Source organism: Pseudoalteromonas sp. BZB3, from assembly GCF_040104455.1.
Classification (GTDB): Bacteria; Pseudomonadota; Gammaproteobacteria; order Enterobacterales; family Alteromonadaceae; genus Pseudoalteromonas.
Genome location: NZ_JBECOS010000008.1, coordinates 397,577 through 423,228, shown reverse-complemented (window position 1 = coordinate 423,228; position 25,652 = coordinate 397,577). Strand labels below are relative to the sequence as shown.

Below are 25,652 nucleotides of genomic sequence, written 5' to 3'. Positions count from 1 at the left end.
AGCGAAGCTTAAGGATTTAATCTTTCAATAGCCCAGCTGCCATCGGCTTGTTTCACATACATAAAGCGGTCATGTAAGCGGTGCTCGCCACCTTGCCAAAATTCAATTTTAGTTGGCTCAACACAATAGCCGCCCCAAAAGTCTGGCAGTGGAATATCGCCTTTAGCAAACTTTGCCTTCATGCTGTTAAAGGTTTGCATCAGCGCTTGGCGTGATGACACTGGGCGAGACTGCTGTGACGCCCAAGCTGCGAGTTGGCTCTCTTTTGGACGAGATAAGAAATATTTTGCTACAGCGCTGGTTGGAAGTGGCTTAGCTTCACCATAAACAATCACTTGGCGTTCAATTTCATGCCATGGGAAATGCAACGAAATTTTATTATTGCTTTGTAATTCTTGTGCTTTTCGTGAGCCCGTATTGGTAAAAAATACAAATCCGCTCTCATCTAAATGCTTCAGAAGCACAATGCGCTGTGAGGGCTGGCCGGTTTCATCAACCGTTGCTACAACCATGGCTGTCGGATCATTACTAAACTTGGCTTCAACCGCTTGTTTTAACCAAGCCTCAAATTGCACAATAGGGTCATCTGCTAGCGTGTCACGCTGCAAACCACCTTGGGTATACTCGCGGCGAATGTCTTCTAATTTCATATTCGTTCCTTACTCGTTAACCTGAGCTTAGGTTAATAACAATCTGCTCTTAATTGGGTATAAAAAAAGCCGCAACAACATGCTGTTGCGCGGCCTATCAAGTTCATTTAGTGAATGAAACAGATTACATCTGCTCCATCACTTCGATGCCCAGAAGGTCTAGACCGGTACGTAGCGATTTAGCCACTAAGTTACATAGTAGTAAACGGCTTTCACGTACATCAGCTGCCACATCATCTTTTAAGATTGGGCACGCTTCGTAGAAAGTCATATACAGGCTCGCAAGCTCATATAAGTAACCACATAATACGTGTGGAGTCGCTTCGCTGATCATCAGATCAAGCACTTCTTCAAGCTGAAGTAGTTTTAACGCCAATGCTTTTTCTTGCGACTCAACAATGTTGATGCTGCCAGCAAGATTTTCACTATCTACGCCCGCTTTACGGAAAATGCCACTTACACGCGTGTAGGCATATTGTAAGTAAGGTGCAGTTGCACCTTCAAAGCTCAACATTGTGTCCCAGTTGAAGATATAGTCACTGGTACGGTGCTTAGATAAGTCAGCGTATTTAACTGCGCCAATACCCACTTTACGCGCAATCTCACTGCGCTCTTCTTCGCTTAATTCAGCTGTACGGTCAGCAATTTTATCTGCTGCACGGCTTACTGCTTCTTCAAGTAGGTCTGCAAGTTTAACTGTTCCACCCGTACGAGTTTTGAATGGTTTACCATCATCACCCATCATAGTACCGAATAGGCTTGGCTCGTAGCTGGTTTTGTCTTTTAAAAGGCCCGCTTTACGTGCTGTGATCTCAACTTGGTTGAAGTGTAAGCCCTGACGTGCATCTACGAAAATTAAGATACGGTCTACGTCTAATTCGTTTGAACGGTAGTCACAGGCTGCAAGGTCAGTCGTTGAATATAAGAAACCGCCACCTGACTTTTGAACGATGAACACTGATGGCTCGCCATCTTTGTTAGCAAGCTCATCAAGGAATACTACTTGCGCACCTTGGTCTTCAACCGCAATGCCTTTTTCTTTAAGTAGGTCGATCACACCTTGTAGGCGGTCGTTATAAGCGCTTTCAGCTTTAATATCGTCACGGCCAAGGGTAACGTTTAATCTTGCGTATACTTCTTCAGAGTGTTTAACCGACGTGTCGATAAACATCTGCCAAAGCTTCTTACAGTGTGCGTCGCCACCTTGTAGCTTAACGACGTAGTCACGCGCTTTGTCAGCAAAACCTTCTTCGTCATCGAAACGTTTCTTCGCATCACGGTAAAAGCTTTCAAGGTCAGCAAGTGCTACTTTTTCAAGGTCAACGCCCTGCTCAAGTAAATCTTCAAGGTGTGCGATAAGCATACCGAACTGTGTACCCCAGTCACCCATATGGTTTTGACGAATAACCGTATCACCACGGAACTCAAGGGCACGTACAACCGCATCACCAATGATGGTAGAACGTAAATGACCTACGTGCATTTCTTTTGCAAGGTTTGGTGAAGAGTAATCAACCACAACTTTATGCGGGTTTGCATGCTCAGCAACACCAAGTTTTGCATCTTGGTTTGCCGCTTCTAGGCTTGCAGCTAAAAACTCAGGCTTTAGGTGAATGTTGATAAAACCCGGGCCTGCAATTTCAGTTTTTGCAGCAAGATCGGCAACGTCTAAATTGTCGATGATCTTTTGTGCAAGTTCACGCGGGTTAGTTTTTAATGCTTTTGCAGCGCCCATTGCACCATTGATTTGGTAATCACCAAATTGCGGACGAGTAGATTGTGTAACCGCTGGGTTTGTGCCTTCAGGAATACCCGCAGCGTGCATCGCCGCGTTAGCTTTTTCAATTAATAGAGTTTTGATATTCATTTTTTATCCTGTAAACCTTGCCAGCCATCAACGCCAGCAAGGTTAAATTCGATTCAATTTAAGCGTTTATTAGTGTTCACGTGTATGGTGGAACTGAACATCAGGATAGCGTTCCATCGATAAATTTAAGTTTACACGGCTTGGTGCAATGTAAGTTAAGTTATCACCACCATCAAGGGCTAAGTTAGCTTCACACTTACGTTTAAACTCAGCCATTTTCTTATCGTCGTCGCAGGTTACCCAACGCGCTGTTTGTACCGACACACTCTCGTAGATTGCATCCACGTTATATTCCGCTTTCAAACGGGCAACAACCACATCAAACTGCAGCACACCAACCGCACCTACGATTAGGCTGTTATTTTGTAATGGTCTAAATACCTGTACCGCACCTTCTTCTGAAAGCTGTACTAGGCCTTTTAATAACTGCTTTTGCTTGAGAGGATCTTTCAAGCGAATGCTACGGAATAACTCTGGCGCGAAGTTTGGAATACCACTGAACTTAAGCTTCTCACCTTGAGTAAAAGTATCACCGATTTGGATTGTACCGTGGTTATGCAAACCAATGATGTCACCTGCAAACGCTTCTTGCGCACGTTCACGGTCACCGGCCATGAAAGTAACCGCGTCAGAAATACTGACTTTTTTGCCGATACGTACGTGGTCCATTTTCATACCTTGGGTATATTTACCCGATACAATACGCATGAATGCGATACGGTCTCGGTGTTTCGGGTCCATGTTCGCTTGAATTTTAAATACGAAGCCTGAGAACTTTTCTTCTTCTGCTTTGACTTCACGCTCTTCTGTTTGACGTGGCATTGGCGTTGGCGCCCACTCAGTCAAACCGTCAAGCATGTGGTCAACACCGAAGTTACCTAATGCAGTACCAAAGTAAACTGGCGTTAGCTCACCTGATAAAAATAGGTCGTGATCAAATTCGTTTGATGCACCGATTACTAGCTCTAACTCTTCACGAAGTTGCTCTGCTAATTCATCCCCGATTTCTACATCTAAGTCTGGGTTATCTAAGCCCTTAATGATGCGCTTTTCTTGGATGGTATGACCTTGACCGGTTGCGTATAGAATCGTTTCATCACGGTGAATGTGATACACACCTTTAAACTCTTTACCACAGCCGATTGGCCAAGTAATCGGTGCGCACATGATGTTAAGTTCAGTTTCAACTTCATCCATCACTTCCATAGGGTCGCGGATGTCACGGTCAAGCTTGTTCATAAAAGTCACGATTGGCGTGTCACGTAAGCGTGTAACTTCCATCAGTTTACGTGTACGGTCTTCTACACCTTTTGCTGCATCGATCACCATCAGACATGAGTCAACGGCTGTCAGTGTACGATAAGTATCTTCAGAGAAATCTTCGTGTCCCGGAGTATCTAGTAGATTCACCAATGCATCGTTATACGGGAACTGCATCACAGAGGTTGTTACCGAGATACCACGCTCTTTTTCCATTTCCATCCAGTCAGACTTAGCGTGCTGGTTTGAACCACGGCCTTTTACCGTACCGGCTTTTTGTAAGGCCTTTCCGAATAAAAGTACTTTTTCTGTGATGGTGGTTTTACCCGCATCCGGGTGCGAGATAATCGCGAAAGTCCGTCTTTTCGAGACTTCCTGAGGAATTGAAGCGTTTGACATCGATTAAAATCTTCTCTTAAGTTGAGCACAGCACAAGTAAAATGAAATTACTTGTCCTGCTCAGGCTATGAATATCAGTTAATCGACTATTTTCGCTTATCTTGCCAAGATACTCAATCGTACAGCGGTTTTTATAACAACTTTTTCTTCTCAAACAGTTAAGTTTTTTCTGTTTGCAAATCTAATTGCATCATGTCGTTTTGTTCATCACTTGAACGGCTGTAAAAAACAGTGATCTGATAAAATACAAAACCACCCATAATGAAATGCGATACTGCTAAGCCAATAAACAACCCCATATTTCCCAATAGATTAAGCCCCAACACAGCCGAAATTGGGATAAGCAATAGACGGTGGAAAGCCAAAAACACCATGGCTTGTTTACTCTTGCCCATGGCATTCAAACAAGAGACATACACCATAGACATACCTAAACCGACATAACTAATGGGTAAGAATTGAATGAAGTATTTTAACAAGGTAATTTGCTGACAATCGGGGCAGATCCCAGCAAACAGCTGTGACTGAAATAAATAAAGTAAAGCGGCTATCACACATTGCATAGCAATAATGAGATAAAACGCACTTTTTAAGATACTCACAGCACGTTTTTTATTGTTCGACCAATAATTGACGCCCACTATTGCAGGCAATGAAGCGGTCAGCACCATAGGGATCAATAAAGCCAATGCTTCTATCTTAAAGGTTAAAGCAAATACTGCGATAAAAGCGGTATCAGACTGGCTGGCGATATAAGTTAATAGCGCAAGAGAGCATGCAGGTATTAACTGCTGACAAATAATGAGTATCGTATCTAAATTTCCATTTACTGCTTTGTCCGATGCAAATAAACTCGATTTATGCCTCATAAACACAAGGCTTAAACCTATCGCTGCAAATAAAACATCAACAAAAGCATGCAACTGGGCTAGAGAACTCAGCAAATGAAGCTCGCTTTGCTGAGCTAACACTAACAACCCAATTGACTTACACATCATCCAAAGCAATAAATACAGTGCCGAGTACCAACAATCGTTTAACGCTCTGAGCGCGCTGCTAACTTGCCAAATAATCACTAAAGCAAAGAGTGTGCTGATCCGCACTGTTAAAAACGACATGATCTCTGAAGTAAACTCGACAGACTGCACGTCCGATAAAGTACTCAACCACTCAGCTAAACCGAATAAGGCCAGTATTTCATCTAATGTGAGTAATAAGAAAATAGATACAGCGACACTGGCAAATACACCAAAGCGAATATGAGCAAACAATCCTTTATTTTTCTGCTCAACCAATTGCACCATGGCCATATTCGTTCGAACCGACAAGGCAACAGCAAATGCCATCAAAGTTACAAGCAAAGGCTGAGCATACCCATAGAGTTGTAGAAGTTGCTCATTGGTATTGGCTATCACCGACGATTCGGCTAGATCGTAAGCCAATAGAATACAAATCGCTGGCAATAAAATAGCGGTGGTTTTTCTTAATAGCTGCCAAGGCGATGCACTTAGATAACACAAAGTTTGACTCTGCTGCATAATATCAATCCATTTCGTATGTCTTAAACTAAGACCCTAAACCCAAGTTTTTATTACAAAATAACTTCTCTGGTTTGTAACAAAGTATGTGTTTAGTGACCTAGCCAAAGCATTTCTTACTTTATCTTCATCCTAAAAGCTGGATTAAAATAAAGCAGGTAAACTTTTGTAAAACTTATTATCCGCTTAAATAATCGACCTTTAACCTTCTTAGAAAAACTTGCGATTTTAAAACAAATAACTGACACTCAGCCCCAAAAGGAGTGAGCAATGCAAGTAACCCAATCAACTGTTTTTAAAAATCATCTCACGCTTGAGCTTGTGGTGCTAGAGTTCGATGCTGGGAGCTTTGTGCCTCAAAGTTTTGATTTATTCAAACAGCCACTTCCTGAACGCATAAAAAAAGCAGTTCACAAACGTCAAGCTGAATATTTAGCAGGTCGACTATGTGCAACTCAAGCACTAATAGCACTAAATTTTGAAAACCCAATAGTCCATACCGCAGATGATAGAGTACCAATTTGGCCGGCAGGTACATTTGGTTCAATTACCCACACCAAAGGCATTGCTGCTGCGATAGCTGGCTTGCAAGATCGCGCCACAGGCGTAGGTATTGATGTCGAAAAATTGATGAAGGATAGTCAAGAGATAAAACTGCAAACGCACATATTACGAGATGACGAAAGCACGCAATTTCATGAGCTTAGTAAGCAAGTAACACATCCCCTCAGCGTTATTTTTTCAGCCAAAGAAAGTATTTATAAAGCCCTTTACCCTTTTGTGAAAAAATATTTTGGCTTCGATAAAGCAAAGTTAATTGCATTTAACGAGACTATTTTAACTTTTAAAATAATGTATAACTTAAGCAAACAAGTACAAACCGGTTTGGAAGTTAATGTTCACTATCAAATTATAGATGGCCTTGTATTCACTCAATGTTTATTTGAAGCAAAATAGTTACTTTATTAAACAAGTATGAACATAGCGCATATGACTTGTTAAAAAAGCTGCATTGTCTTAGGATTAGATACTTGGGCTTTGTTCCATTATGCTAACAAGAAGAACATTTAGGACGTTATTTAAATCGCATGAAAACCAGCAAGTTAAGTATAAAATTATTATGGTACATCACTCCATTAGTGATTTTACCTTTGCTGTTTTTAGGTGGTTTCACCTTGACTAACGTTACTAGTTCAACACAAAAACAAGCAAAGCTCACTGTAAGTCGATTTGTTGAACAGCAGCATCAGAAGATGTTCAACTATATTGAGATTTATCAGTCAACCACCAAACTGCTCTCAACTTCTCCTGTATTAAGCGATTTTCTCGCAATAGATTTTGAAACACCTTTTGAAAAAACCGCTCGGCTTGGCGCTTTAATGGATGTATTTGCCAGTTACAGTGATGCCTACCCTGACATATTAAGCATTAACCTAGTTTCACCAGAGGGTGAATCAAAAGCTTACTATGCGAATAATTTGAATCAGGCACCACAAAGTTATCCGTTTTTTGAGCAAGTAAAAAGTAGCAGTATGCGGCAGCAGAAATTCATGGTGCCGACTGAAAACAACACCACACATATTTATCTTGTACAGCAAATTTTCAGTGTTGATTACCAGCTCAAAAGACCAAAACAACAAGGTTACATCATAGTTCAAGTTGACCCTTCGGTAATTCACTCAAGTATCTTAGAGTCTCCATACAATAATACCTTAAATTTATTGATCACTCAGCAGGGTGAAATCTTATTCAGTTCAGATCCAAATCTGTATGCACAATCTTTGAACGTCGAAGAAACTCAAAAAATACAAGAAACCGCTGAGCGAAGTACGCTGAAATCAATTAAATTGTCGAGTGTAGATAACATCGAGCGTATGGTTTATGCGGTGCAATTAAGTGGCGGTTATTATTATTTATCGAGCATTCCAAAAGCGCTGCTGTATCAATCAGGTAAAGCAATTAGTTTGATCACTGCTTTGATTGTCATTTTGTCGGTGATAACTCTCCCTATCTTGATTTTTATAGTGGTAAGGAATCTACTTTTAAACCCAATTGAATTACTTGGTGCTGCCAGCCATAAGGTCGGTGATGGTAATTTATCAGTCTCTTTACCTGAACAAAGCAACGATGAAGTTGGGCTTTTGTTCAGAGACTTCAACCACATGGTAAAACAGATCAGAGATTCTCAATCTGAACTTAAAACCTACAAATTACACCTAGAAGAAATGGTTGATGTGCGCACCAAAGAGCTAGAAGAAACAAATCAACAACTCGAAATCGCGATTAAAGAGGCTGAACAGGCCAGTGACTTAAAAAGTCGCTTCCTAGCTAATATGAGCCATGAAATTCGCACGCCGCTTACCGCCATTATGGGCTTTACCGAGCAATTGATTGTTAATCCGCAAGCAACCGCGAATCGAAATCACTTAAGTACTGTATTGCGTAACTCCAAACATTTGTTAGAGCTGATAAATAACATCCTAGATTTATCGAAAATAGAAGCTGAAAAGCTTGATGTAGAGAATCGCCCATTCAAGCTTCAGCCTTTACTTGAAGATGTTGAGTCGATCATCGCGCCACTGGCACAAGAAAAGCAGCTATCTTTTTCTATGGACTACCAATTCCCACTGCCGCGCTCCATTTACAGCGATATTACCCGTTTAAAACAAATCCTCTTAAACATTACCACCAACGCCGTGAAATTTACCGAGTATGGAGGTATTCGCTTAAGTGTACGATTTATTCATCAAAGTCAAAGTGTTGAGTTTGTTATTGAAGATACCGGTATCGGCATGTCTGACAGTGAAATCAAACGCGTCTTTAAACCCTTTGAGCAGGCTGATAGCACAACCACACGCCGCTTCGGTGGAACCGGTTTAGGTCTTTGTATTTCTAAGAATTTGGCCCAGCTACTCGGTGGTGATGTAGAAGTATTGAGTGAACAGGGTGTAGGCAGTAAGTTTACCATTCGTGTTTTAGCAAACTTTCCGAATGGCGATTACCAACTTATCAATAAATTAGAGGAGTCAGCGTATATCCCTGATGCCTCACAAGAGCTTGCTGCGACTCAGTTTGATGCCAGTATTCTGCTGGCAGAAGACAACCCTGATAACCAAGAATTGATCTGCCTACTGCTTGATGCATGGGGAATCAAGCCGGATATAGCCAATAACGGTGCTGAAGCAGTTGAGAAAGCGCTAGTTAATGATTACCAACTGATTTTAATGGATATGCAAATGCCTGTCATGGGCGGCCTTGAAGCCACTGAAATGCTCAGGCACGCAGCCTACGATGGCCCTATCATCGCTCTCACTGCAAATGTTATGAAGCATGATGTTGAGTCTTACCTTGCTGCTGGCTGTGATGCAACCTTGGCAAAGCCAATCGATAAGAAACAACTTGGCCAAGTACTGCTAGAGCACCTACAGATCCAGGCCGCGAGTCAATCTAAGTGGGATTCCCTCTTAGCCAGTGAAAAGTTTGTACAAATCAACAAAAATTATATGGAAAAGCTGCCTGACTATCTTAAACAAGTGCAAAACTATTATGATAATCAGGAGTGGGAGTCGCTCAGAGCACTTGCTCATAGCTTAAAAGGCAGTGCCGGATGCTTTGGCTTTATGAACATTCACAGCGCTGCTGAAGAGCTTGAAAATAGCTTAATGACCAATCAGCAGGCTCAGTGGCAATATACGCAATTGAATCTCTGTGAAGCCATCAAGTACACCTTGGCACAACAGCAAAAAACTGAGGTTTAAATGGCGTTATCACTTTAAAAAAAGCTTCTCGCCATTAATACTGCATGCTCTTTACCTTCTTTCGCTGGGTAATAGTTTTTCCGTAAACCCACTTCTGAAAAGTCGAACTTTTGATAAACCGCAATCGCGCTTAAGTTTGATTCTCTTACTTCTAAAAAACAGTTCTCAGCTTGGCGTGTTTGTGCCTGCTTCAGCAAATGAACCATAAGCTGTTTCGCATAACCCTGCCCTTGGTACTCAGGGGCAACACAAATATCCATTAGAGTATGATCAGGCCCAACCTGCTCAGCAATATAAAAACCAACCAGTTCATCACTTAATAATAAGCCTGCATTATAGTAACGGCCTCCTAAACAGGATTGCATGGTTTTAGCGCTCCAAGGAAAGCTATGGCATGCCGCTTCGATACCCATAATGGTTTCAAGCGGCATATCATTAAGTAAGCCCGCAACTATTTTACTTGTCATGTAATAACTTCCATAACGCACGTTTGTGCTCAACCGTGAGGTTTACCGAAGGCAGAGTAAGCACGTTGTTCTGCAGCTTGACGCTATTGCCCTTTATTATTTCAGCAAAGCCTGCGGGCTGTAGCAATAGTAAATCAGCATGTAATTGATAAGGTAGGGTTAGTAACTCATATTGCTCAGTTTGCTGCTCAGAAGCCATTAAAGGCACCTCTCTGTGATCAGCCGAAGTCATTTCAGACTCAGATGTCTCTGGAGCAAAATGTGAATTGAGTTTAAGTGGTGTAATACCTAAAACATCAGCATGCAATGCGCGCATAGTTAAATCTTGAAGAATTTTTTTAGAATATAAAGGTTTGTAGCAGATAAAGCAAAGTAAGAAGTGGCAGGGGCGGCAGGACTCGAACCCGCAACCATCGGTTTTGGAGACCGCTGTTCTACCAATTGGAACTACGCCCCTGCAATGACGACGCATTATAGAGAGGTTTTTTTAAAGGTAAAGTAAAAATTTCAAAAAAATGTTTAACTGCGGCTTAAATAAACAAAAAGGCGAATATTTTACCTATTCGCCTTTTTAATCATTAAATTAGCAATGAACTACTTGCGCATTATTCCCATTCGATGGTTGCAGGTGGCTTACCAGAAATATCGTAAACCACGCGTGAGATACCATCGATCTCGTTAATGATGCGGTTTGATACCAGACCTAAGAAATCATAAGGTAGGTGTGACCAACGCGCTGTCATAAAGTCGATTGTTTCTACACAACGAAGTGATACTACCCAGTCGTATTTACGTGCATCACCCATTACGCCAACCGATTTAACCGGTAGGAATACCGTGAATGCTTGCGATACCTTGTGGTAGATGTCTGCTTTATGTAGTTCTTCAATGAAGATAGCGTCTGCACGACGAAGTAAGTCACAGTATTCTTTCTTAATTTCACCTAGTACACGTACACCTAAACCTGGACCTGGGAATGGGTGACGGTAAAGCATGTCGTAAGGTAAACCTAACTCAAGACCAATCTTACGTACTTCATCTTTAAATAATTCGCGAAGCGGCTCAACTAGACCCATTTCCATATCATCAGGTAGACCACCTACGTTATGGTGAGACTTAATCACATGCGCCTTACCTGTTTTAGAAGCCGCTGACTCGATCACGTCTGGGTAAATTGTACCTTGTGCTAACCATTTCGCATTTTTCAGTTTTTTAGACTCTGCATCGAACACGTCAATGAATGTATGACCGATTGCTTTACGCTTATCTTCTGGATCTGAAAGACCTGCTAGGTCATTTAAGAACTGCTCTTCAGCATCAACTTTGATGATGTTCAGACCGAACTTATCACCAAACATTTCCATTACTTGCTGACCTTCGTTCAAACGAAGTAGGCCGTTATCAACGAATACACAGGTTAGCTTCTTACCAATTGCACGGTGGATAAGCATGGCTACGACTGATGAATCTACACCACCAGATAGGCCTAGGATAACTTCGTCATCACCTACTTTTTCTTTGATTTTAGCAACGGCATCTTCAATAATTTGCGATGGAGTCCACAGCTTTTCACAGCCACAGATATCAATAACAAAACGCTCTAACAGGCGCTGACCTTGTTGCGTATGCGTTACTTCTGGGTGAAATTGAACACCGTAAAAACGCTTTTCTTCCCAAGACATAGCCGCATGTGGACACGTATCAGTTTTAGCTGAAGTTACAAATGTCTCTGGCACTTCAATTACTTTGTCGCCGTGGCTCATCCACACGTCTAGGAAGTCCGAACCATTCTCAATGTGATCTTGAATGTCTTCGAATAGTTTACAGTTACCTAGTTTTTCAACACGTGCATAACCGAACTCTTTCTTGTCTGAGCTTTCAACTAGGCCGCCTAACTGCATTGCCATAGTTTGCATACCGTAACATACGCCTAATACTGGCACGCCAGCATTAAATACATACTCAGGTGCTCGTGGGCTGTTTTCTTCTGTCGTTGACTCTGGGCCACCAGATAAAATAATACCTTGTGGGTTAAATTCACGGATCTGCTCTTCCGTTACGTCCCAAGCCCAAAGCTCACAGTAAACACCGATTTCACGAACACGGCGCGCGATAAGCTGCGTGTACTGAGAACCGAAATCTAAGATCAAAATGCGGGAATCGTGGATGTCTTTGCTCATTGATAATCTCGTTGGTTAGAAAACGATAAGTTTAGTAAAGCACAAAAACGAACTTTACCTAAAATTAAGAAGGGCTAGCCTGAGCTAGCCCAATTTTTAATATGCGTTGCGCATTAACCCATACGGTAGTTAGGCGCTTCTTTGGTGATCTGCACGTCGTGAACGTGTGACTCACCCATACCTGCAGACGTTACTTTAACAAACTGAGGTTTTGTATTTAACTCAGCAATCGTTGCACAGCCAGTTAAACCCATTGCACTACGGATACCACCTACTTGCTGGTGAATAATCGTTGCGATAGGACCTTTATAAGCAACACGACCTTCGATACCTTCTGGTACCAATTTGTCTGCTTCATTTGATTTTTGGAAGTAACGGTCTGACGAACCTTCTTTTTGGTTCATTGCACCCAAGCTACCCATACCACGGTAAGACTTGTAGTAACGACCTTGGTAAAGCTCAACTTCACCTGGAGATTCTTCAGTACCCGCAAGCATAGAGCCAACCATTACACATGATGCACCAGCTACAAGTGCTTTTACGATATCACCAGAGAAGCGGATACCACCATCAGCAATCACAGGGATGTCACGGCCTTTTAAGCCTTCAACAGCATCAGAGATAGCAGTAATTTGCGGTACACCACAGCCTGTTACGATACGAGTTGTACAAATTGAACCTGGGCCAATACCAACCTTAACTGCATCAGCACCTGCATCAGCTAACGCAATCGCGCCTTCAGCTGTAGCAACGTTACCGGCAACGATTTGTAAATCTGGGTATGCTTCACGTGTTGCTTTAACACGGTCAATTACGCCTTGAGAGTGACCGTGTGAAGTATCGATAAGCAATACATCAACACCCGCTTCAACAAGGGCTGCGATACGCTCATCTGTACCTGCACCCACACCAACAGCTGCACCTACACGTAAACGACCTTGCTCGTCTTTACATGCATTCGGCTTTTCTTGTGCTTTTTGGTAGTCCTTAACTGTGATCATGCCTTTTAATGCAAACGCATCATCAACTACTAGGATTTTTTCAATGCGGTGCTCGTGCATCAGACCTAAGATCTCTTCACGTGCAGCACCTTCTTTTACCGTTACAAGATCGGCTTTCTTCGTCATTACTGAAGAAACAGGCTTATCTAGTTGCGTTTCAAAACGCATATCGCGGCTAGTTACGATGCCTTCTAGTTGATTATTCTCACCAACCACAGGGAAACCTGAGAAACCTTTCTCATGTGCAAGCTCCAGCGCACCTTCAATTGTCAGGTCAGCTGTCACAGTGACAGGGAAAGATACGATACCCGCTTCGTAAGCTTTAACCTTACGAACATTTCTCGCTTGCTCTTCAATGGTCATGTTCTTATGAACAAAACCAATGCCGCCTTCTTGTGCTAGTGCAATAGCAAGACGCGCTTCAGTTACAGTGTCCATTGAAGCAGAAACAAGCGGTAGGTTTAAATCAATACCACGCGTTAAACGCGTTTTTAAATCAGCGGTATGAGGTAATACAGTTGAGTGTGCAGGGATGAGTAGCACATCATCGAAAGTTAGGGCTTCTTTTGCAATTCTTAGCATGTTTGCGGTATCTCTCACGTGGAATTGAGTAATAGGAATTGCGTGCGAATTTTATCAGCGTTGCTGTAGTGAGTAAATCTTTTTTTCAAAAAATATGCTAAAGTTTCGCGGTAATTTTTTCAGAGGCCAATGATGACATTCTCAGTTTCTTCAGCTCCAAAACACCAAGTTTATTCAGTTTCAAAGCTAAATAAAGAAATTCGCGGCATTTTAGAGCAAGGTTTTGCTTCTTTAAGGTTAACCGGGGAAATCTCCAACTTTGTTGCACCGGCATCTGGCCATTGGTATTTCTCTTTAAAAGATGACAAAGCACAAATTAAGGCTGCCATGTGGCGAGGAAACAACCGCTACAGCAAGTACAGACCCAATAATGGTGCCCAAGTGGTTGTCACAGCACGCGTCTCAGTGTATGAACCCCGCGGTGAATATCAACTAATTGTTGAACATATGGAACCTGCAGGTGAAGGCCAACTGAAACAACAATTTGAAGCGCTCAAGTTACAACTTGCTGCTGAGGGACTATTTAGCAGTGCATATAAACAACCTCTGCCAACACAAATAAGAAAAGTAGGTGTGGTTACCTCTGCCACTGGCGCTGCCATTAAAGACATCTTGACAGTAATGAAGCGTCGTGCTCCACAACTTGAAGTTATCGTTTATCCGACTCAAGTTCAAGGCAGCGATGCTCACCTGCAAATTGCAGAGAAAATTCGTTTGGCAAATATCCGAAATGAAGTCGACGTGCTGATTGTGGGCCGTGGCGGCGGCTCATTAGAAGATTTATGGTGCTTTAACGAAGAGCATCTAGCCCGCGAGATATTTGCCAGCCGTTTACCTATTATTAGTGCTGTGGGTCATGAAATAGATACCACCATTTCGGATTATGTTGCTGATTTAAGAGCCCCTACTCCATCAGCAGCCGCTGAACTAGTCAGCCCAGATCAACATGCGATTAAAAAACACATTATTGAAAAGTACGCACGCTTAAGTCATTTAATGCTGAGTAAAATCAAAGAAGCTAAGCAAACTAACAATGCGCTACTACAACGACTCAAGCTACAGCATCCCAATAGTCAACTCCAGCAACAAGCACAGCGTTTAGACGAGCTTTCAATGCGATTGCAACGTGGCGTGCATGCTCAGCTCAATCAAAAAAATAACCAACTGAGTTTGCTGCAACAAAGGTTTCAACATCAACACCCTGAACGTCGACTTTCTCAATCAAAAGATGCGCTACAGCAATTAGAGCAAAGATTATTGAATGCACAAAATAAAAACCAACAGTCCGCAGAGCAACAGCTAGCCATGCTAGCAGCAAGACTTGAAAGCGTTAGCCCACTGAGCGTGTTAGCGAGAGGTTATTCCATCACCAAAAAAGGCGAGAGTGTAGTGAAATCGATTGAACAAGTAAAAGCGGGAGAAACACTTGTTACTCAAGTCCATGATGGTGAAATTCACACCACAGTGAATCACACCCTAGAAACAACAAAGGCTGCACAGTAGCAGCCTTTATTTCCATTTATATGCTGTTTATAGCATAGCGCTGGTATACGATTCGTTTTCTAAAGACACGTCATCTTCTAAGAAATTTTGATCCATCGATTCTGCAGGACAAGGACAATTCGGCTTACCAACCACTTTTGCCGGAATACCCACAACTGTTGTATGTGGCGCCACTGGGTTTAACACCACTGAACCAGCACCAATACGTGCGCCTTCTCCGACTTCGATATTACCTAATACTTTTGCTCCTGCCCCAATCAATACACCCGCTCTGATTTTTGGGTGGCGATCGCCTTGTTCATTACCTGTACCACCGAGTGTTACAGATTGTAAGATTGAAACATTGTCCTCGATTACCGCGGTTTCACCAATTACGATACCAGTTGCGTGGTCAAACATAATGCCATGACCGACTTTACAAGCAGGATGGATATCAACGCCAAAAACTTCAGAGGTACGGCTTTGGATGAAACGTGCGAGCTCTTTGCGGTTTTGACGCCAGAGGCAATGTGCAAGTCTGTGTGCTTGGATTGCATGAAAACCCTTCAAGTTCAAAATAACAGTTAAATAACTATCGGCAGCAGGGTCACGATCTTTAACTGCTTTTATGTCATGGGCAACATGGGTCAACATTCTGTCGCAGTCAACAAAGGCTTGGTCAAACAATTCGCGTATTGTAAAAGCCGATACCACCGCATCCGCAAGCTTGTTTGCAACAATAAAACTTAACGCAGAGCCTAAACACTCGTGATTTAACACACTCGAGTAAACATGACTTGCCAAAAGAGGCTCTCTACTTACTAACTCTGTTGCTTCTTGGCGAAGCTGCTGCCAAATTTCATGACGCATAAACATACCTTACAGACTGACATTAGGCGGATTGTAACGGTTACATAAACCGTACGACCAGAAAATGCTGGGAACATCTTCTACTTACTTATAACAAACTGCACTAAAACAGGCAATTTGCGAAAGGTTTGCATTCACTTCAAAACAAGAGAAAGTACAATCCAGAAACAAAAATGCCACTTATCACTAAGTGGCATTCATTAAGCTTAAAGCTTAATTATTTTAGTACTTCAGCAACTGCTTTCGAGAAGTACTCAATGTTAGCTTGGCTCACACCTGCAACATTTACTCGGCTAGAACCTACAATATAAATAGCGTATTCTTTTTGTAGGCGCTCGATTTGCTCTTTATTAATACCTAAGAAGGAGAACATACCGTTTTGCTTATCAATGAAAGAGAAGTCTTGTGCTACACCTTGAGCTGCTAGGCTATCTTTGATTAATGTACGTAGACCATTGATACGGTTACGCATTTCATCAAGCTCATCATGCCACTCTTGTGTTAGTTCTGTACTACCTAAAATCGTATTTACGATATCTGCACCATGTGCTGGCGGCATTGAGTAAATACTACGAACAACACTTAATAATACCGAGTTAGAAATATCAGCATTTGCACTGTCTTTAGCAATGATTGAACATGCACCGATACGCTCGCGGTAAAGGCCAAAATTCTTAGAACATGAAGAACAAATGATCAGCTCATCAACGGCATCTGCTAGTAAACGTAAGCCTTTTGCATCTTCGTCAAGGCTTGCACCAAAACCTTGGTAAGCAATGTCGATTAATGGTGTGAAACCTACTTCTTTTGCAAGTTCAGCAACAATTTTCCACTGCTCTTCGTTTAAGTCCATACCACTTGGGTTGTGACAACAAGCATGTAAAAGAACCACGTCACCTTTAGGTACTTGTTTCAGCGTGTCGATCATTTCATCGAACAACAAGCCTTTATTTTCGTAGTCGTAATACGGGTATTCTTTAACTGTTAGGCCCGCCGCTTCAAATAAGCTGATGTGGTTAGCCCAAGTTGGTGTTGTTACCCATACTGTCGCATCTGTGTTACAACGTTTGATGAATTCAGCAGCAACACGTAGTGCACCTGTACCACCTGGCGCTTGTGCAGTGCGAACACGGTTTGCAAGTAATGTACTGTGCTCACCTAATAGCAGGGTTTCCATTTTCTGACAAAAATCTAAATTACCAGCAAGACCAATGTAAGACTTAGTGGTTTCGTTTTCTAAACGAAAAGCTTCAGCTTTCTTTACAGCTCTTAGTACAGGGGTATTACCTTGCTCATCTTTGTAAACACCAACACCAAGATCGATTTTATTAGGGTTAGTATCTTGTTTGTAAGCAGCCATAAGACCCAAAATTGGATCAGTTGGTAACGGTTTTAATTCTGAGAACATAGGTCATCTCTTAATTTAGTTATTTGTCAGTGTGCCTTATAAACGCGCAGAGTATTTACAAGGCATAACCCGGGTGATATCAATTTTATCGGCTAAGTGTTCATTCTAGCGAGCTAAATAGTCCAATAATTTCGTTAGAAACTTCTCATATAGAATAACTATATCACGTCATTTCTTTCTCATTCTTTGACCATTTTTCAGTCGCAAGAAATGAACATAAATTCAATGCAATTGATATTAAAACTGCGTTAATAGTAACATAAAATTTTAAGAACTCGAGTGCTACGAACGCGGTAAATACTGAGGAATTCTAATACAGGCGGCAACTAAAACTGCCAACACCTGTTCATCAAAAATGCCAGTTGAGAACGCCTCGGCATCGATGATCCCTGTGCAACCTGAAATGTTATCAAACATAGGTAAACATGCTTCAGAGTGTACTTTAGGATCACAGGTATAATACTCACCACCTTGCGCTACGTATTCAGCGACATCATTCACAACTCGACCTTTAGAAGATAAGGCAACTTGTACGTTATTACTTATCTTTGCAAAATCTTCTGTAAGTGGGAACAAAGGACGACTAGGCGCACCATGATAAGCCAGTTTAAGTAACTGCTCACCTTCAGGGGTTAAGGTATTTGCATAAATACCAAACCAATCTACTTGTGTTTTATCAACAACGAATTGCACTATCGCATTGAGTTTTTCCAATAACACGTTATTTTCTTGGTTATTGTTGATGTAGCTTTTTAACTCAAAAGGCGCATCTTGTAGTTGGCCAAATAAACTGCAGCTTCCGCCTTCCCCTAATTCAGGGATCAAATAAGACCAAACCGCATCCACAGTGCTTTGTTCAGAATTTAGAAATGCATCTAATTCTGCTAGTGCTTGCTCAACAAGTGAAGGCGATGTAGTTACGCCCGAAAGTGAAAGATAAGAAGAAATCATTTTAGCCATCCAAACATCCAGATACCCGAAACTTAACACACAAAATTAGCTTTGCAAAGAGACAAAGCCAATTCATTGAGAAACAGTTAAGACCTGCGGAAGTAAGATTTAATTTCGGTTAAAAATTTTTTGGTCGATATTAGCTGTGGTAGGGGTTATTTGACTTTGAGATATGACTTTTTCTAAGCTAAAGTTTTATACACTTAAATTAAACTATTCAGTAATCGCCTAAATACTCAATCAAGAAATATAAGAGTTGTTATTTAATGAGTATATAAGCTCAACACAGTTGCCAGTTTCATTATAAGACACAGAATGAGCTATTTCGTTTAGTAAGCCAACACCTCTACCATGCTCTTGACACAAAGAAGCTGTGCTATCTTCTTTAATATGAAAGCCAGTGCCGGAGTCAGTAATGGTAAATCTAATGTGTTGATGCTGAGGTTCGTAATTTGCACTTATTTCGATCCGAGCTGCTTGCAACTTTGCCAATGCCTCTTCACGCATTTGATAGAAAATAAAAAATCCATCTTCTTGATTTTTGATGTCTGAATCTAACCCCAGCACCCCATGATCTAATGCATTATTATAGGCTTCAGAAAGCAGAAGAAAAATATTTGAACGGTGATTATCAACCCCTTCTACCGTACTTAACATATTTACTAATTCTAAAATGGGATCATTTCGTTTCATTTGTTCTGCGTTTAGCACAACATGAAAGTCAAATGGCAGCTGAGAGTAGCTCACCTCCGAATTAATAATCAGCGGATTCGCAACACAATTTATAATTGCGATACTCAAGTCATCTTGTTGCTCACTGTGACCAGAGAACTGATGTACTTGAGCAATAATATCTTCGGTACCGATATTTGATTTACTTGCGAGCGTAGCTTTTAAACGCTCTTCACCAAACATTTCACCTTGTTTACTTTCTGTCTCGACAATGCCATCTGTTGCCATAACAAGACGGTGAGCGTCATTAACCTCAAAATGAACAATATTCCTCTCGAACTCATCTTCTTCTAGAATACCCAATGCCATATGCTGTGATTCAAGGGTTTTAATTACCGCACCGCTTTTATCTATTAAATAAATATCAGGTATGCCACCAAGCCAAGCAGATACACTTCGACCAGACTCACTTAACTCTATGATTGCTGCAGCACAGAACATATGACCAGGTAATAACTCTGCCAGTGTATTATTTAATTCATAAGCGATGTCACTCACAGCCATGCCTTTAGCCACCATTGCATAGAAAATACGAGAGGCTGGCAAAGCCCCTACTGCAGCAGCTAAACCATGACCAGTAAAATCCCCCAGCAGACAATAGAAACCACCGAGCGGGCTCTGTGCCATTAAGAACACATCGCCATTAAACATAGACGCAGGGGATAGGTGGAAGTCACAAATGTTTGGAAAGCTTTTCTGTTGCGAGAGCGCATTGCTAAAGATGTGCTCCACAATTTCATGCTCACGCTCAGTTTGATTATAATGGTATTCGAGTTCTTTCTTCTGCCTATTAGCTTCTTGGCTTAAACGACGAGTTCTTGCATGTGCTTTAATTTTGGCTGAGAGAATGATTTTATCGAAGGGTTTGTGGATAAAGTCATCACCACCCACCTCAAGACACTTTTCAAAACTTTGGTGATCTTCAAGCGCAGTAATAAAGATAATCGGTAAGTAAACATCCCCGGCTTGCTGCTTAATAAGAGGTGCCGTTTCAAAACCATCCATTACAGGCATCATGACATCAAGCAAAACGATATCAATAGAGTACTCGTTTAACTTTTCAAGCGCTTGTTGCCCGTTGCTTGCAAGCTCGACCAGATAATTTTGTTGCTCGAGCATGGCTTTAAGCAAAGTGCAATTTAAGGGTTGGTCATCAACGACTAAAATACGCAATGTAGGGTCTAATCTAAATCAGTCAATATCAAACTTTTTATCAAAACGCGAGATTTGCAATATTTTCTTTAGTTGAGGACGACAGTTGCTAATCGTAATACTCGACACAGATTCACCCAACGTTTTCTTCATATTTAAAAGCATACCAAGGGCAGAACTATCCATATAATCAGTTTCTCGCAAATCGATAATCACCTTATCCGTTTGCCCATCTACCTCAGCATACGCTTGACGGAAAGACTGAACCAAATTGAAATCAAACTTTCCTTTTATCTGTATCGTCAACGTTTTGCCATCGGCAGAAGCGCTCTTGCTCAAACTCATTATAACCTCCTAATATGGTTCGAATTTGTTATTCATCCGTTGTTCTTAAATATAACTTGTTTAGAAATAATCGCCAAAAAATATCGAACTTATTATCAAAATTTATTTAAATGCATAAAAATCATACCATTATCAAGATGTGTTCAATGCACTCTACGAAACTGTTATTATTCAGGGATGAAAACAAAAGAGCACTGAAAAATGTCTGAAAATAATCTTGTTTATTCAACTGAGTTTGGCCGTATTAAACCTGAGAGCGAAAACAATGAGCCTGAAGTCCGTCTATTTAAAGATGGGGCAGTCCGCATTGAAAGGCAAACCAAAGGCCGTAAAGGGAAAGGCGTGATGCTGGTTGTTGGTATTGACCCGTCTGAGCATGATTTAAAGAAACTCGCTAAAACACTAAAAAGTAAAATGGGTCAAGGTGGTGCAGTAAAAGAAGGCGTCATTGAAATACAGGGAGATGACCGAGACAAGCTTAAACAAATACTAGAAGCGATGAAGTTCAAGGTCAAAATTGCGGGGGGCTAATAACCCCCTTTTGTTATTGTACTTTAAAGACTTCAACAGCCTCTTCAGGGATAGGTGGGCTGTAGTAGAAACCTTGTACTACATAACAGTTATTATTCGCTAAGAAATCTACTTGCTCTTTCGTTTCAACTCCTTCAGCAACAACCTCAAGATTAAGCTTTTGGGCCATCGCGATAATAGCAGCAGTAATTTCCATATCATTGGGGTCTTCAGGAATATCTTTCACAAATGAGCGATCTACTTTAAGAATATCAACTGGGAAGCGTTTTAAATAACTTAAAGACGAATAACCCGTACCAAAGTCATCAATAGATAAAGAAACACCTAAGGCCTTAATTTGGTGTAATTGAGAAATAGCTGCTTCTACATCTCCCATAAGCATACTCTCAGTCAGCTCAAGGTGAAGTAACTTAGGCGGCATATTTGTTCGAGCTAACACATCAGACAACACGCGTTTCATATTACTGTCTTTAAATTGTCTCGCTGACAGATTAATTGAAATGTTTCCAACTTTGCCTTGCTGCTGTAACTTCACCGAGAAGCGACATGCGGCCTCGAGTACCCACTCTCCCAGCTCAACGATTAAACCCGTAGCTTCAGCTATTGGAATAAATTTACTCGGTGGGATAGGTCCTTGCTCTGGATGCTCCCAACGAATTAATGCCTCATAGCCAACCACTTCATTAGTACGGTAATCAACCTGTGGTTGGTAATGCAAAGTGAATTGATTATCGCGAATAGCCGAGCGCAGTTCATTTTCTATATACAAACGCTCGTTTGCTGCTTCATCTAACTCTTGAGAATAGAAATGGAACGTGTTTCGCCCTTTCGCCTTTGCCTCATACATGGCTAAATCAGCGTGTTTAAGTAATTGCTCTTCTTCTTTACTGTCAAAAGGCGCAAGCGTAATACCAATACTGGCACTGACAATCACTTCATTATTGCCAAGTTTAATCGGCACATTCAGTGTGCGTTGGATCATCTGAGCCACATCCATCGCATTATCTCGTTTCTCAATGCCACTTAACAGTACGGCAAATTCATCACCACCTAATCGTGCTATCGTATCTTCAGCTCTTAGACGGGTTTTAAGTCGGTCGGCTACTTCTACTAGTAAGCGATCGCCTGCGTCATGACCCAAGGTATCGTTAATACGTTTAAATTCATCTAAGTCAAAGTAGAATAACGCAAATGCGTAATGACCGCGTTCAGCCAATGCCATCGACTTTTTCAACTGCATTCTAAAGAAGGTGCGGTTGGCGAGGCCTGTTAGGGTATCAAAGTAAGCCAACTCCTCCATCTTACGCTGACTCTCTTTAACAAACGAGATATCTTGAGCTGACGCCACATAGCTTGAAATGTGACCGCTTTCATCACGAATAGGAGAAATGCTCAAGCTCACCCAAATCGGTTCATTTGTCACTCCTTGGAGTATGGTATCACCACGCCAATAATTTCGACTTCGCAAATCAAGGTCTATATCTTCAATTAGTATCGACATCTCTTTGGAAATAATGCTCAATAAAGGCTGTCGGGCATAATGTGCTTCATTGTAGCCAGTCATTTCTTGCATTTTTGGGTTTACGTATTCGATTTGAAAATGCTCATTGGTGATCACCACCGCAGTACCCGAGAACTCAACTGCTTTAGATAATCTATCAGCCGCTTTTTGCGCTATTTCTTTTTCAGTAATTTTATTGTTTAAACCCGTTACTAAGGTTTTAATTTCTTTACCCATATCATTGAAAGTGGCATTTAGGAGGCCAATTTCATCATTATTATTAGGCATTGCGGGCATATCCCATTGGCCTCGACCAAAGTCTTTTACTGCACTGACCGTATTATTTATACGCTGTAACACCAGTTTATAAAGCACTTGATGCAGTAAGAGAGCAACGAACATCGCATATAAAACAAATAAACCAAAGAATTTAACTTTTAGCTCTTCTAGTGCAGCAAGCGCCGAATCACGCTTTTTGTAAATACCAACATACCAACCTAACTCTGTGAGTTGAGTAACATTGATGAGATGTGTTTCACCTTTTAAGTCAAAGATTGACTGTCTATCTGGCAATTTTAACTTCAATGTATCATCAACAACCTTTGCAAGTTCTGGCGTTAATTCATTGCGACTGATAGCAGAGCCCGTATTAAAGATTTTTTGTAGATTTGGCGCAGCAAGAATATTGCCCTGACCATCAAAAATTAAGTATCCCTGATTCGTAGTTGGCACTGGCAGGTGCTTAAGTAGGTCCACCATACTAATATCTGTCCCTACGAAACCTTGATATTCTTCTTCAAAGTACAGAGGCACAAGAATACTGATGACCCATTTGCTCCATACATCGTCGTAGTGTACTTTTGACCAAACCGCTTCTCGTGTCGGGTTGAGCTCTTGTTTAAGTTGAGCAATAGTTTGGCCATCGAACAAGCCTTTTTTAGGGGCAGCGTTCAATAGCGTGTTAGGTGGAGATATTCTGACAAACTGATTGTTCGTCACCATGTAAAAGTTAAAAAAGTCTTGTAATAACGGAGGCGCAATAATATCCCATAGTGCTTCTGAGCGAGCAAAAAACTGCTTATGCGCTTCATCTAAAGACTCTCCGGTAAAATAGGCAGCCGTTAAACCATTTGACGCTGTGCTTCGATAAGCACCGTCTCTAAATTGTATTGGAGATGGTGAATGATTTTGAATGGTCTGCTCATCATAAAAAAGATGTTTAGTTACAACAGCACCGGTTTGTTCAGACAGACTCTTTTTTAATTCAAGATAGTTAGAAAATTGATTTATGACTTGGGTACTAAAGCGCTTTAGATCTGCATATTCTTCAAATACAAGCTGCTTTTCTTCTGACTTTAACATGAAAGCAGCAGCAAAAATTCCCGCAACTAAACACACCGCCGAAATTAAAATCGATAGTTTGACGCTTAAAGAATTAAAACCAAACCTTGAAGGGGGTCGACGATTGACCACTGCTAAACCCTTATTAAAATTGTTATTTTTATATCGATATCGTTTCCCCAATATATCAGAATGTTTTCCTTTTCGCCAAGTTAGGGGCCTACAATCGCGCAACAAATGAGAAAAAATTACCAGTAAAGAATAAGGTAATGCTTGTATGCACTTCCCCCCTGTGTTAATAATGTATTCAATCTATTAAGTAATTCTTAATTAAACAATGACAAATTCTAATACTCGCAAAACTAATTTCTTTTTTAGCTTCTTTTTTAGATGAAGAGGCTTACCTGTTTGCGCGTGATTACGAATAGATAAGCCTCCCAACTGGGAGGTTTTTTTTTGCCGCTGGGAGTGAGGACCTATGACAGAAAATACTTTAAATGCTTTACGCAAAGATATAAATGAAATCGATTCAGACTTAATGGTGCTTCTTGCAAAACGCCGCCGCATTAGCCATAGCGTTTTGGAATATAAAATTGCCAACAATAAACCTGTTCGCGACGAAGAGCGAGAACAAGCTTTGCTAGAAAAGCTGATTAATTATGGCAAGTCACTCGGACTTGATGCGTTTTATGTAAACAGCGTTTTTCAAACTATCTTAGAAGATTCAGTTTTAAATCAGCAGGCCTTACTACAAAAAAGCCTAAATCCTGATTCATTAAGTGACACTCATCGTGTTGCTTATCTCGGCGGGCAAGGCTCTTATAGTCAATTAGCCTGTCACAAATACTTTAGTCGCCGCCCTGGTAAGTTAGTTGAAATGGGCTGTCAAAGCTTTGAACAAATCACTCAACATGTTGAGAAAGGCCAAGCTGACTATGGTCTGCTGCCAATTGAAAACACCAGTTCAGGCAGTATCAACGAAGTATTCGACTTACTTCAACACGCGCAAGTCACCATAGTCGGTGAAGTCACTCACTCAGTTGAACATTGCTTATTGGCAACACCAGGTACTGAACTCAGCGACATTCAAAAAATCTTTGCTCACCCTCAGCCATTTGCGCAATGCAGCCGCTTCATTCAAGGACTGGATAATGTATTGCATGAAACATGTGATTCGACATCAAGTGCCTTAAAGCAAGCATCAGAAACACCAAATGGCGCTGCCATTGGCTCCGCACAAGCCGGTAAAAATGTCGGCCTAGAAGTAATCAAAACAGGACTTGCCAATCAAACTGAAAACCACAGCCGCTTTATTGTTGTGGCGCGTAAAGCATTGCAAGTATCAACTCAGATCCCAACCAAAACAAGCCTGATTATGGCAACCAAGCAGCAAGTTGGTTCATTGGCCGATGCACTAATGGTTTTCAAAGCCCATAACATCAATATGGTGAAGTTAGAATCTCGCCCTGTACCAGGTAACCCTTGGGAAGAAGTCTTCTATGTTGACTTACTTGCCAATACGGCAGAAAAGCATGTGCAGAATGCCCTTGAAGAGCTTAAAGACCACACTCAATTTGTACGCATTTTAGGGTGTTATCAAAGCGAGTCTATGCAAGCCGTCGAAGTCTAATATGAAG

The 25,652-nt window shown here is 41.3% G+C and carries 19 protein-coding genes and 1 tRNA gene; 5 read left to right on the top strand and 15 right to left on the bottom strand.

The genetic code is table 11. From position 1 onward, the window contains the following. Positions 1-8: 8 nt before the first annotated feature. The 4 genes from pdxH to ABMY35_RS07755 form a co-directional block, all read right to left on the bottom strand. Positions 9-650, bottom strand: a complete 642-nt coding sequence (gene pdxH / locus ABMY35_RS07770) for a pyridoxamine 5'-phosphate oxidase (protein ID WP_349285666.1) — start codon at positions 648-650, stop codon at positions 9-11. Positions 651-774: 124 nt separating this feature from the next. Continuing rightward, complete coding sequence (gene argS, locus ABMY35_RS07765) at positions 775-2,517, bottom strand: arginine--tRNA ligase (RefSeq protein ID WP_349285665.1); 1,743 nt, start codon at positions 2,515-2,517, stop codon at positions 775-777. Positions 2,518-2,586: 69 nt separating this feature from the next. Beyond that, a complete protein-coding gene (gene prfC / locus ABMY35_RS07760; protein ID WP_349285664.1) occupies positions 2,587-4,176 on the bottom strand; it encodes a peptide chain release factor 3 in 1,590 nt (529 codons plus the stop codon). Positions 4,177-4,334: 158 nt separating this feature from the next. Then, complete coding sequence (locus ABMY35_RS07755) at positions 4,335-5,714, bottom strand: MATE family efflux transporter (RefSeq protein ID WP_349285663.1); 1,380 nt, start codon at positions 5,712-5,714, stop codon at positions 4,335-4,337. A gap of 270 nt (positions 5,715-5,984) precedes the next feature. Between ABMY35_RS07755 and ABMY35_RS07750 the strand changes: the two genes are divergently transcribed. Both ABMY35_RS07750 and ABMY35_RS07745 read left to right on the top strand, forming a co-directional pair. Then, positions 5,985-6,671: a 4'-phosphopantetheinyl transferase superfamily protein gene (locus ABMY35_RS07750; protein ID WP_349285662.1), complete on the top strand. Its 687-nt coding sequence runs from the start codon at positions 5,985-5,987 to the stop codon at positions 6,669-6,671. A 131-nt stretch (positions 6,672-6,802) separates the two neighbouring features. Next, entirely contained in the window at positions 6,803-9,472 is a 2,670-nt protein-coding gene (locus ABMY35_RS07745; protein WP_349285661.1) for an ATP-binding protein, read from the top strand. Positions 9,473-9,486: 14 nt separating this feature from the next. Here ABMY35_RS07745 and rimI read toward each other — a convergent pair whose 3' ends face one another. From rimI to guaB, 5 genes are all read right to left on the bottom strand, one after another. After that, positions 9,487-9,939, bottom strand: a complete 453-nt coding sequence (rimI, locus tag ABMY35_RS07740; protein WP_349285660.1) for a ribosomal protein S18-alanine N-acetyltransferase — start codon at positions 9,937-9,939, stop codon at positions 9,487-9,489. Continuing rightward, complete coding sequence (locus tag ABMY35_RS07735; protein WP_349285659.1) at positions 9,929-10,255, bottom strand: hypothetical protein; 327 nt, start codon at positions 10,253-10,255, stop codon at positions 9,929-9,931. Before ABMY35_RS07735 ends, rimI begins: the two co-directional genes overlap by 11 nt. A gap of 64 nt (positions 10,256-10,319) precedes the next feature. Further along, positions 10,320-10,396 (bottom strand) — tRNA-Trp (locus ABMY35_RS07730). A 148-nt stretch (positions 10,397-10,544) separates the two neighbouring features. Next, a complete protein-coding gene (gene guaA / locus ABMY35_RS07725; RefSeq protein ID WP_138561171.1) occupies positions 10,545-12,119 on the bottom strand; it encodes a glutamine-hydrolyzing GMP synthase in 1,575 nt (524 codons plus the stop codon). A 113-nt stretch (positions 12,120-12,232) separates the two neighbouring features. After that, the gene (gene guaB / locus ABMY35_RS07720) at positions 12,233-13,702 is read right to left on the bottom strand and encodes an IMP dehydrogenase (protein WP_349285658.1); all 1,470 of its coding nucleotides are present in this window, start codon (positions 13,700-13,702) and stop codon (positions 12,233-12,235) included. 129 nt (positions 13,703-13,831) lie between these two features. Between guaB and xseA the strand changes: the two genes are divergently transcribed. Next, positions 13,832-15,205, top strand: a complete 1,374-nt coding sequence (gene xseA, locus ABMY35_RS07715; protein ID WP_349285657.1) for an exodeoxyribonuclease VII large subunit — start codon at positions 13,832-13,834, stop codon at positions 15,203-15,205. Between the two features lie 27 nt (positions 15,206-15,232). Here xseA and cysE read toward each other — a convergent pair whose 3' ends face one another. From cysE to ABMY35_RS07690, 5 genes are all read right to left on the bottom strand, one after another. Beyond that, the gene (gene cysE / locus ABMY35_RS07710; RefSeq protein ID WP_349285656.1) at positions 15,233-16,054 is read right to left on the bottom strand and encodes a serine O-acetyltransferase; all 822 of its coding nucleotides are present in this window, start codon (positions 16,052-16,054) and stop codon (positions 15,233-15,235) included. 217 nt (positions 16,055-16,271) lie between these two features. Then, the gene (locus ABMY35_RS07705) at positions 16,272-17,462 is read right to left on the bottom strand and encodes an amino acid aminotransferase (protein ID WP_058030684.1); all 1,191 of its coding nucleotides are present in this window, start codon (positions 17,460-17,462) and stop codon (positions 16,272-16,274) included. A gap of 282 nt (positions 17,463-17,744) precedes the next feature. Beyond that, positions 17,745-18,413, bottom strand: coding sequence for a histidine kinase (locus ABMY35_RS07700; protein ID WP_349285747.1), 669 nt, complete (start codon positions 18,411-18,413; stop codon positions 17,745-17,747). 240 nt (positions 18,414-18,653) lie between these two features. Next, positions 18,654-20,318, bottom strand: a complete 1,665-nt coding sequence (locus ABMY35_RS07695) for a fused response regulator/phosphatase (RefSeq protein WP_349285655.1) — start codon at positions 20,316-20,318, stop codon at positions 18,654-18,656. An 18-nt stretch (positions 20,319-20,336) separates the two neighbouring features. Next, complete coding sequence (locus ABMY35_RS07690; protein ID WP_058030687.1) at positions 20,337-20,642, bottom strand: STAS domain-containing protein; 306 nt, start codon at positions 20,640-20,642, stop codon at positions 20,337-20,339. 201 nt (positions 20,643-20,843) lie between these two features. Between ABMY35_RS07690 and yciH the strand changes: the two genes are divergently transcribed. Beyond that, the gene (gene yciH, locus ABMY35_RS07685; protein WP_138482621.1) at positions 20,844-21,173 is read left to right on the top strand and encodes a stress response translation initiation inhibitor YciH; all 330 of its coding nucleotides are present in this window, start codon (positions 20,844-20,846) and stop codon (positions 21,171-21,173) included. Between the two features lie 13 nt (positions 21,174-21,186). Here the strand turns inward: yciH and ABMY35_RS07680 are convergent, their stop codons facing one another. Then, positions 21,187-24,147 (bottom strand): EAL domain-containing protein, encoded by a 2,961-nt coding sequence (locus ABMY35_RS07680; RefSeq protein WP_349285654.1) that lies wholly within the window; start codon positions 24,145-24,147, stop codon positions 21,187-21,189. Positions 24,148-24,493: 346 nt separating this feature from the next. Between ABMY35_RS07680 and ABMY35_RS07675 the strand changes: the two genes are divergently transcribed. Beyond that, positions 24,494-25,645 (top strand): chorismate mutase, encoded by a 1,152-nt coding sequence (locus tag ABMY35_RS07675; protein ID WP_349285653.1) that lies wholly within the window; start codon positions 24,494-24,496, stop codon positions 25,643-25,645. The last annotated feature ends 7 nt before the right edge of the window (positions 25,646-25,652 follow it).

Coding starts and splice junctions, on each gene's coding strand:
- argS (WP_349285665.1), bottom strand. CDS start 2,517: ATGAATATCAAAACTCTATTAATTGAAAAAGCTAACGCGGCGATGCAC.
- ABMY35_RS07675 (WP_349285653.1), top strand. CDS start 24,494: ATGACAGAAAATACTTTAAATGCTTTACGCAAAGATATAAATGAAATC.
- ABMY35_RS07745 (WP_349285661.1), top strand. CDS start 6,803: ATGAAAACCAGCAAGTTAAGTATAAAATTATTATGGTACATCACTCCA.
- ABMY35_RS07755 (WP_349285663.1), bottom strand. CDS start 5,714: ATGCAGCAGAGTCAAACTTTGTGTTATCTAAGTGCATCGCCTTGGCAG.
- ABMY35_RS07750 (WP_349285662.1), top strand. CDS start 5,985: ATGCAAGTAACCCAATCAACTGTTTTTAAAAATCATCTCACGCTTGAG.
- cysE (WP_349285656.1), bottom strand. CDS start 16,054: ATGCGTCATGAAATTTGGCAGCAGCTTCGCCAAGAAGCAACAGAGTTA.
- ABMY35_RS07705 (WP_058030684.1), bottom strand. CDS start 17,462: ATGTTCTCAGAATTAAAACCGTTACCAACTGATCCAATTTTGGGTCTT.
- prfC (WP_349285664.1), bottom strand. CDS start 4,176: ATGTCAAACGCTTCAATTCCTCAGGAAGTCTCGAAAAGACGGACTTTC.
- xseA (WP_349285657.1), top strand. CDS start 13,832: ATGATGACATTCTCAGTTTCTTCAGCTCCAAAACACCAAGTTTATTCA.
- ABMY35_RS07690 (WP_058030687.1), bottom strand. CDS start 20,642: ATGAGTTTGAGCAAGAGCGCTTCTGCCGATGGCAAAACGTTGACGATA.
- rimI (WP_349285660.1), bottom strand. CDS start 9,939: ATGACAAGTAAAATAGTTGCGGGCTTACTTAATGATATGCCGCTTGAA.
- ABMY35_RS07735 (WP_349285659.1), bottom strand. CDS start 10,255: ATGCGCGCATTGCATGCTGATGTTTTAGGTATTACACCACTTAAACTC.
- guaB (WP_349285658.1), bottom strand. CDS start 13,702: ATGCTAAGAATTGCAAAAGAAGCCCTAACTTTCGATGATGTGCTACTC.
- guaA (WP_138561171.1), bottom strand. CDS start 12,119: ATGAGCAAAGACATCCACGATTCCCGCATTTTGATCTTAGATTTCGGT.
- yciH (WP_138482621.1), top strand. CDS start 20,844: ATGTCTGAAAATAATCTTGTTTATTCAACTGAGTTTGGCCGTATTAAA.
- pdxH (WP_349285666.1), bottom strand. CDS start 650: ATGAAATTAGAAGACATTCGCCGCGAGTATACCCAAGGTGGTTTGCAG.
- ABMY35_RS07700 (WP_349285747.1), bottom strand. CDS start 18,413: ATGATTTCTTCTTATCTTTCACTTTCGGGCGTAACTACATCGCCTTCA.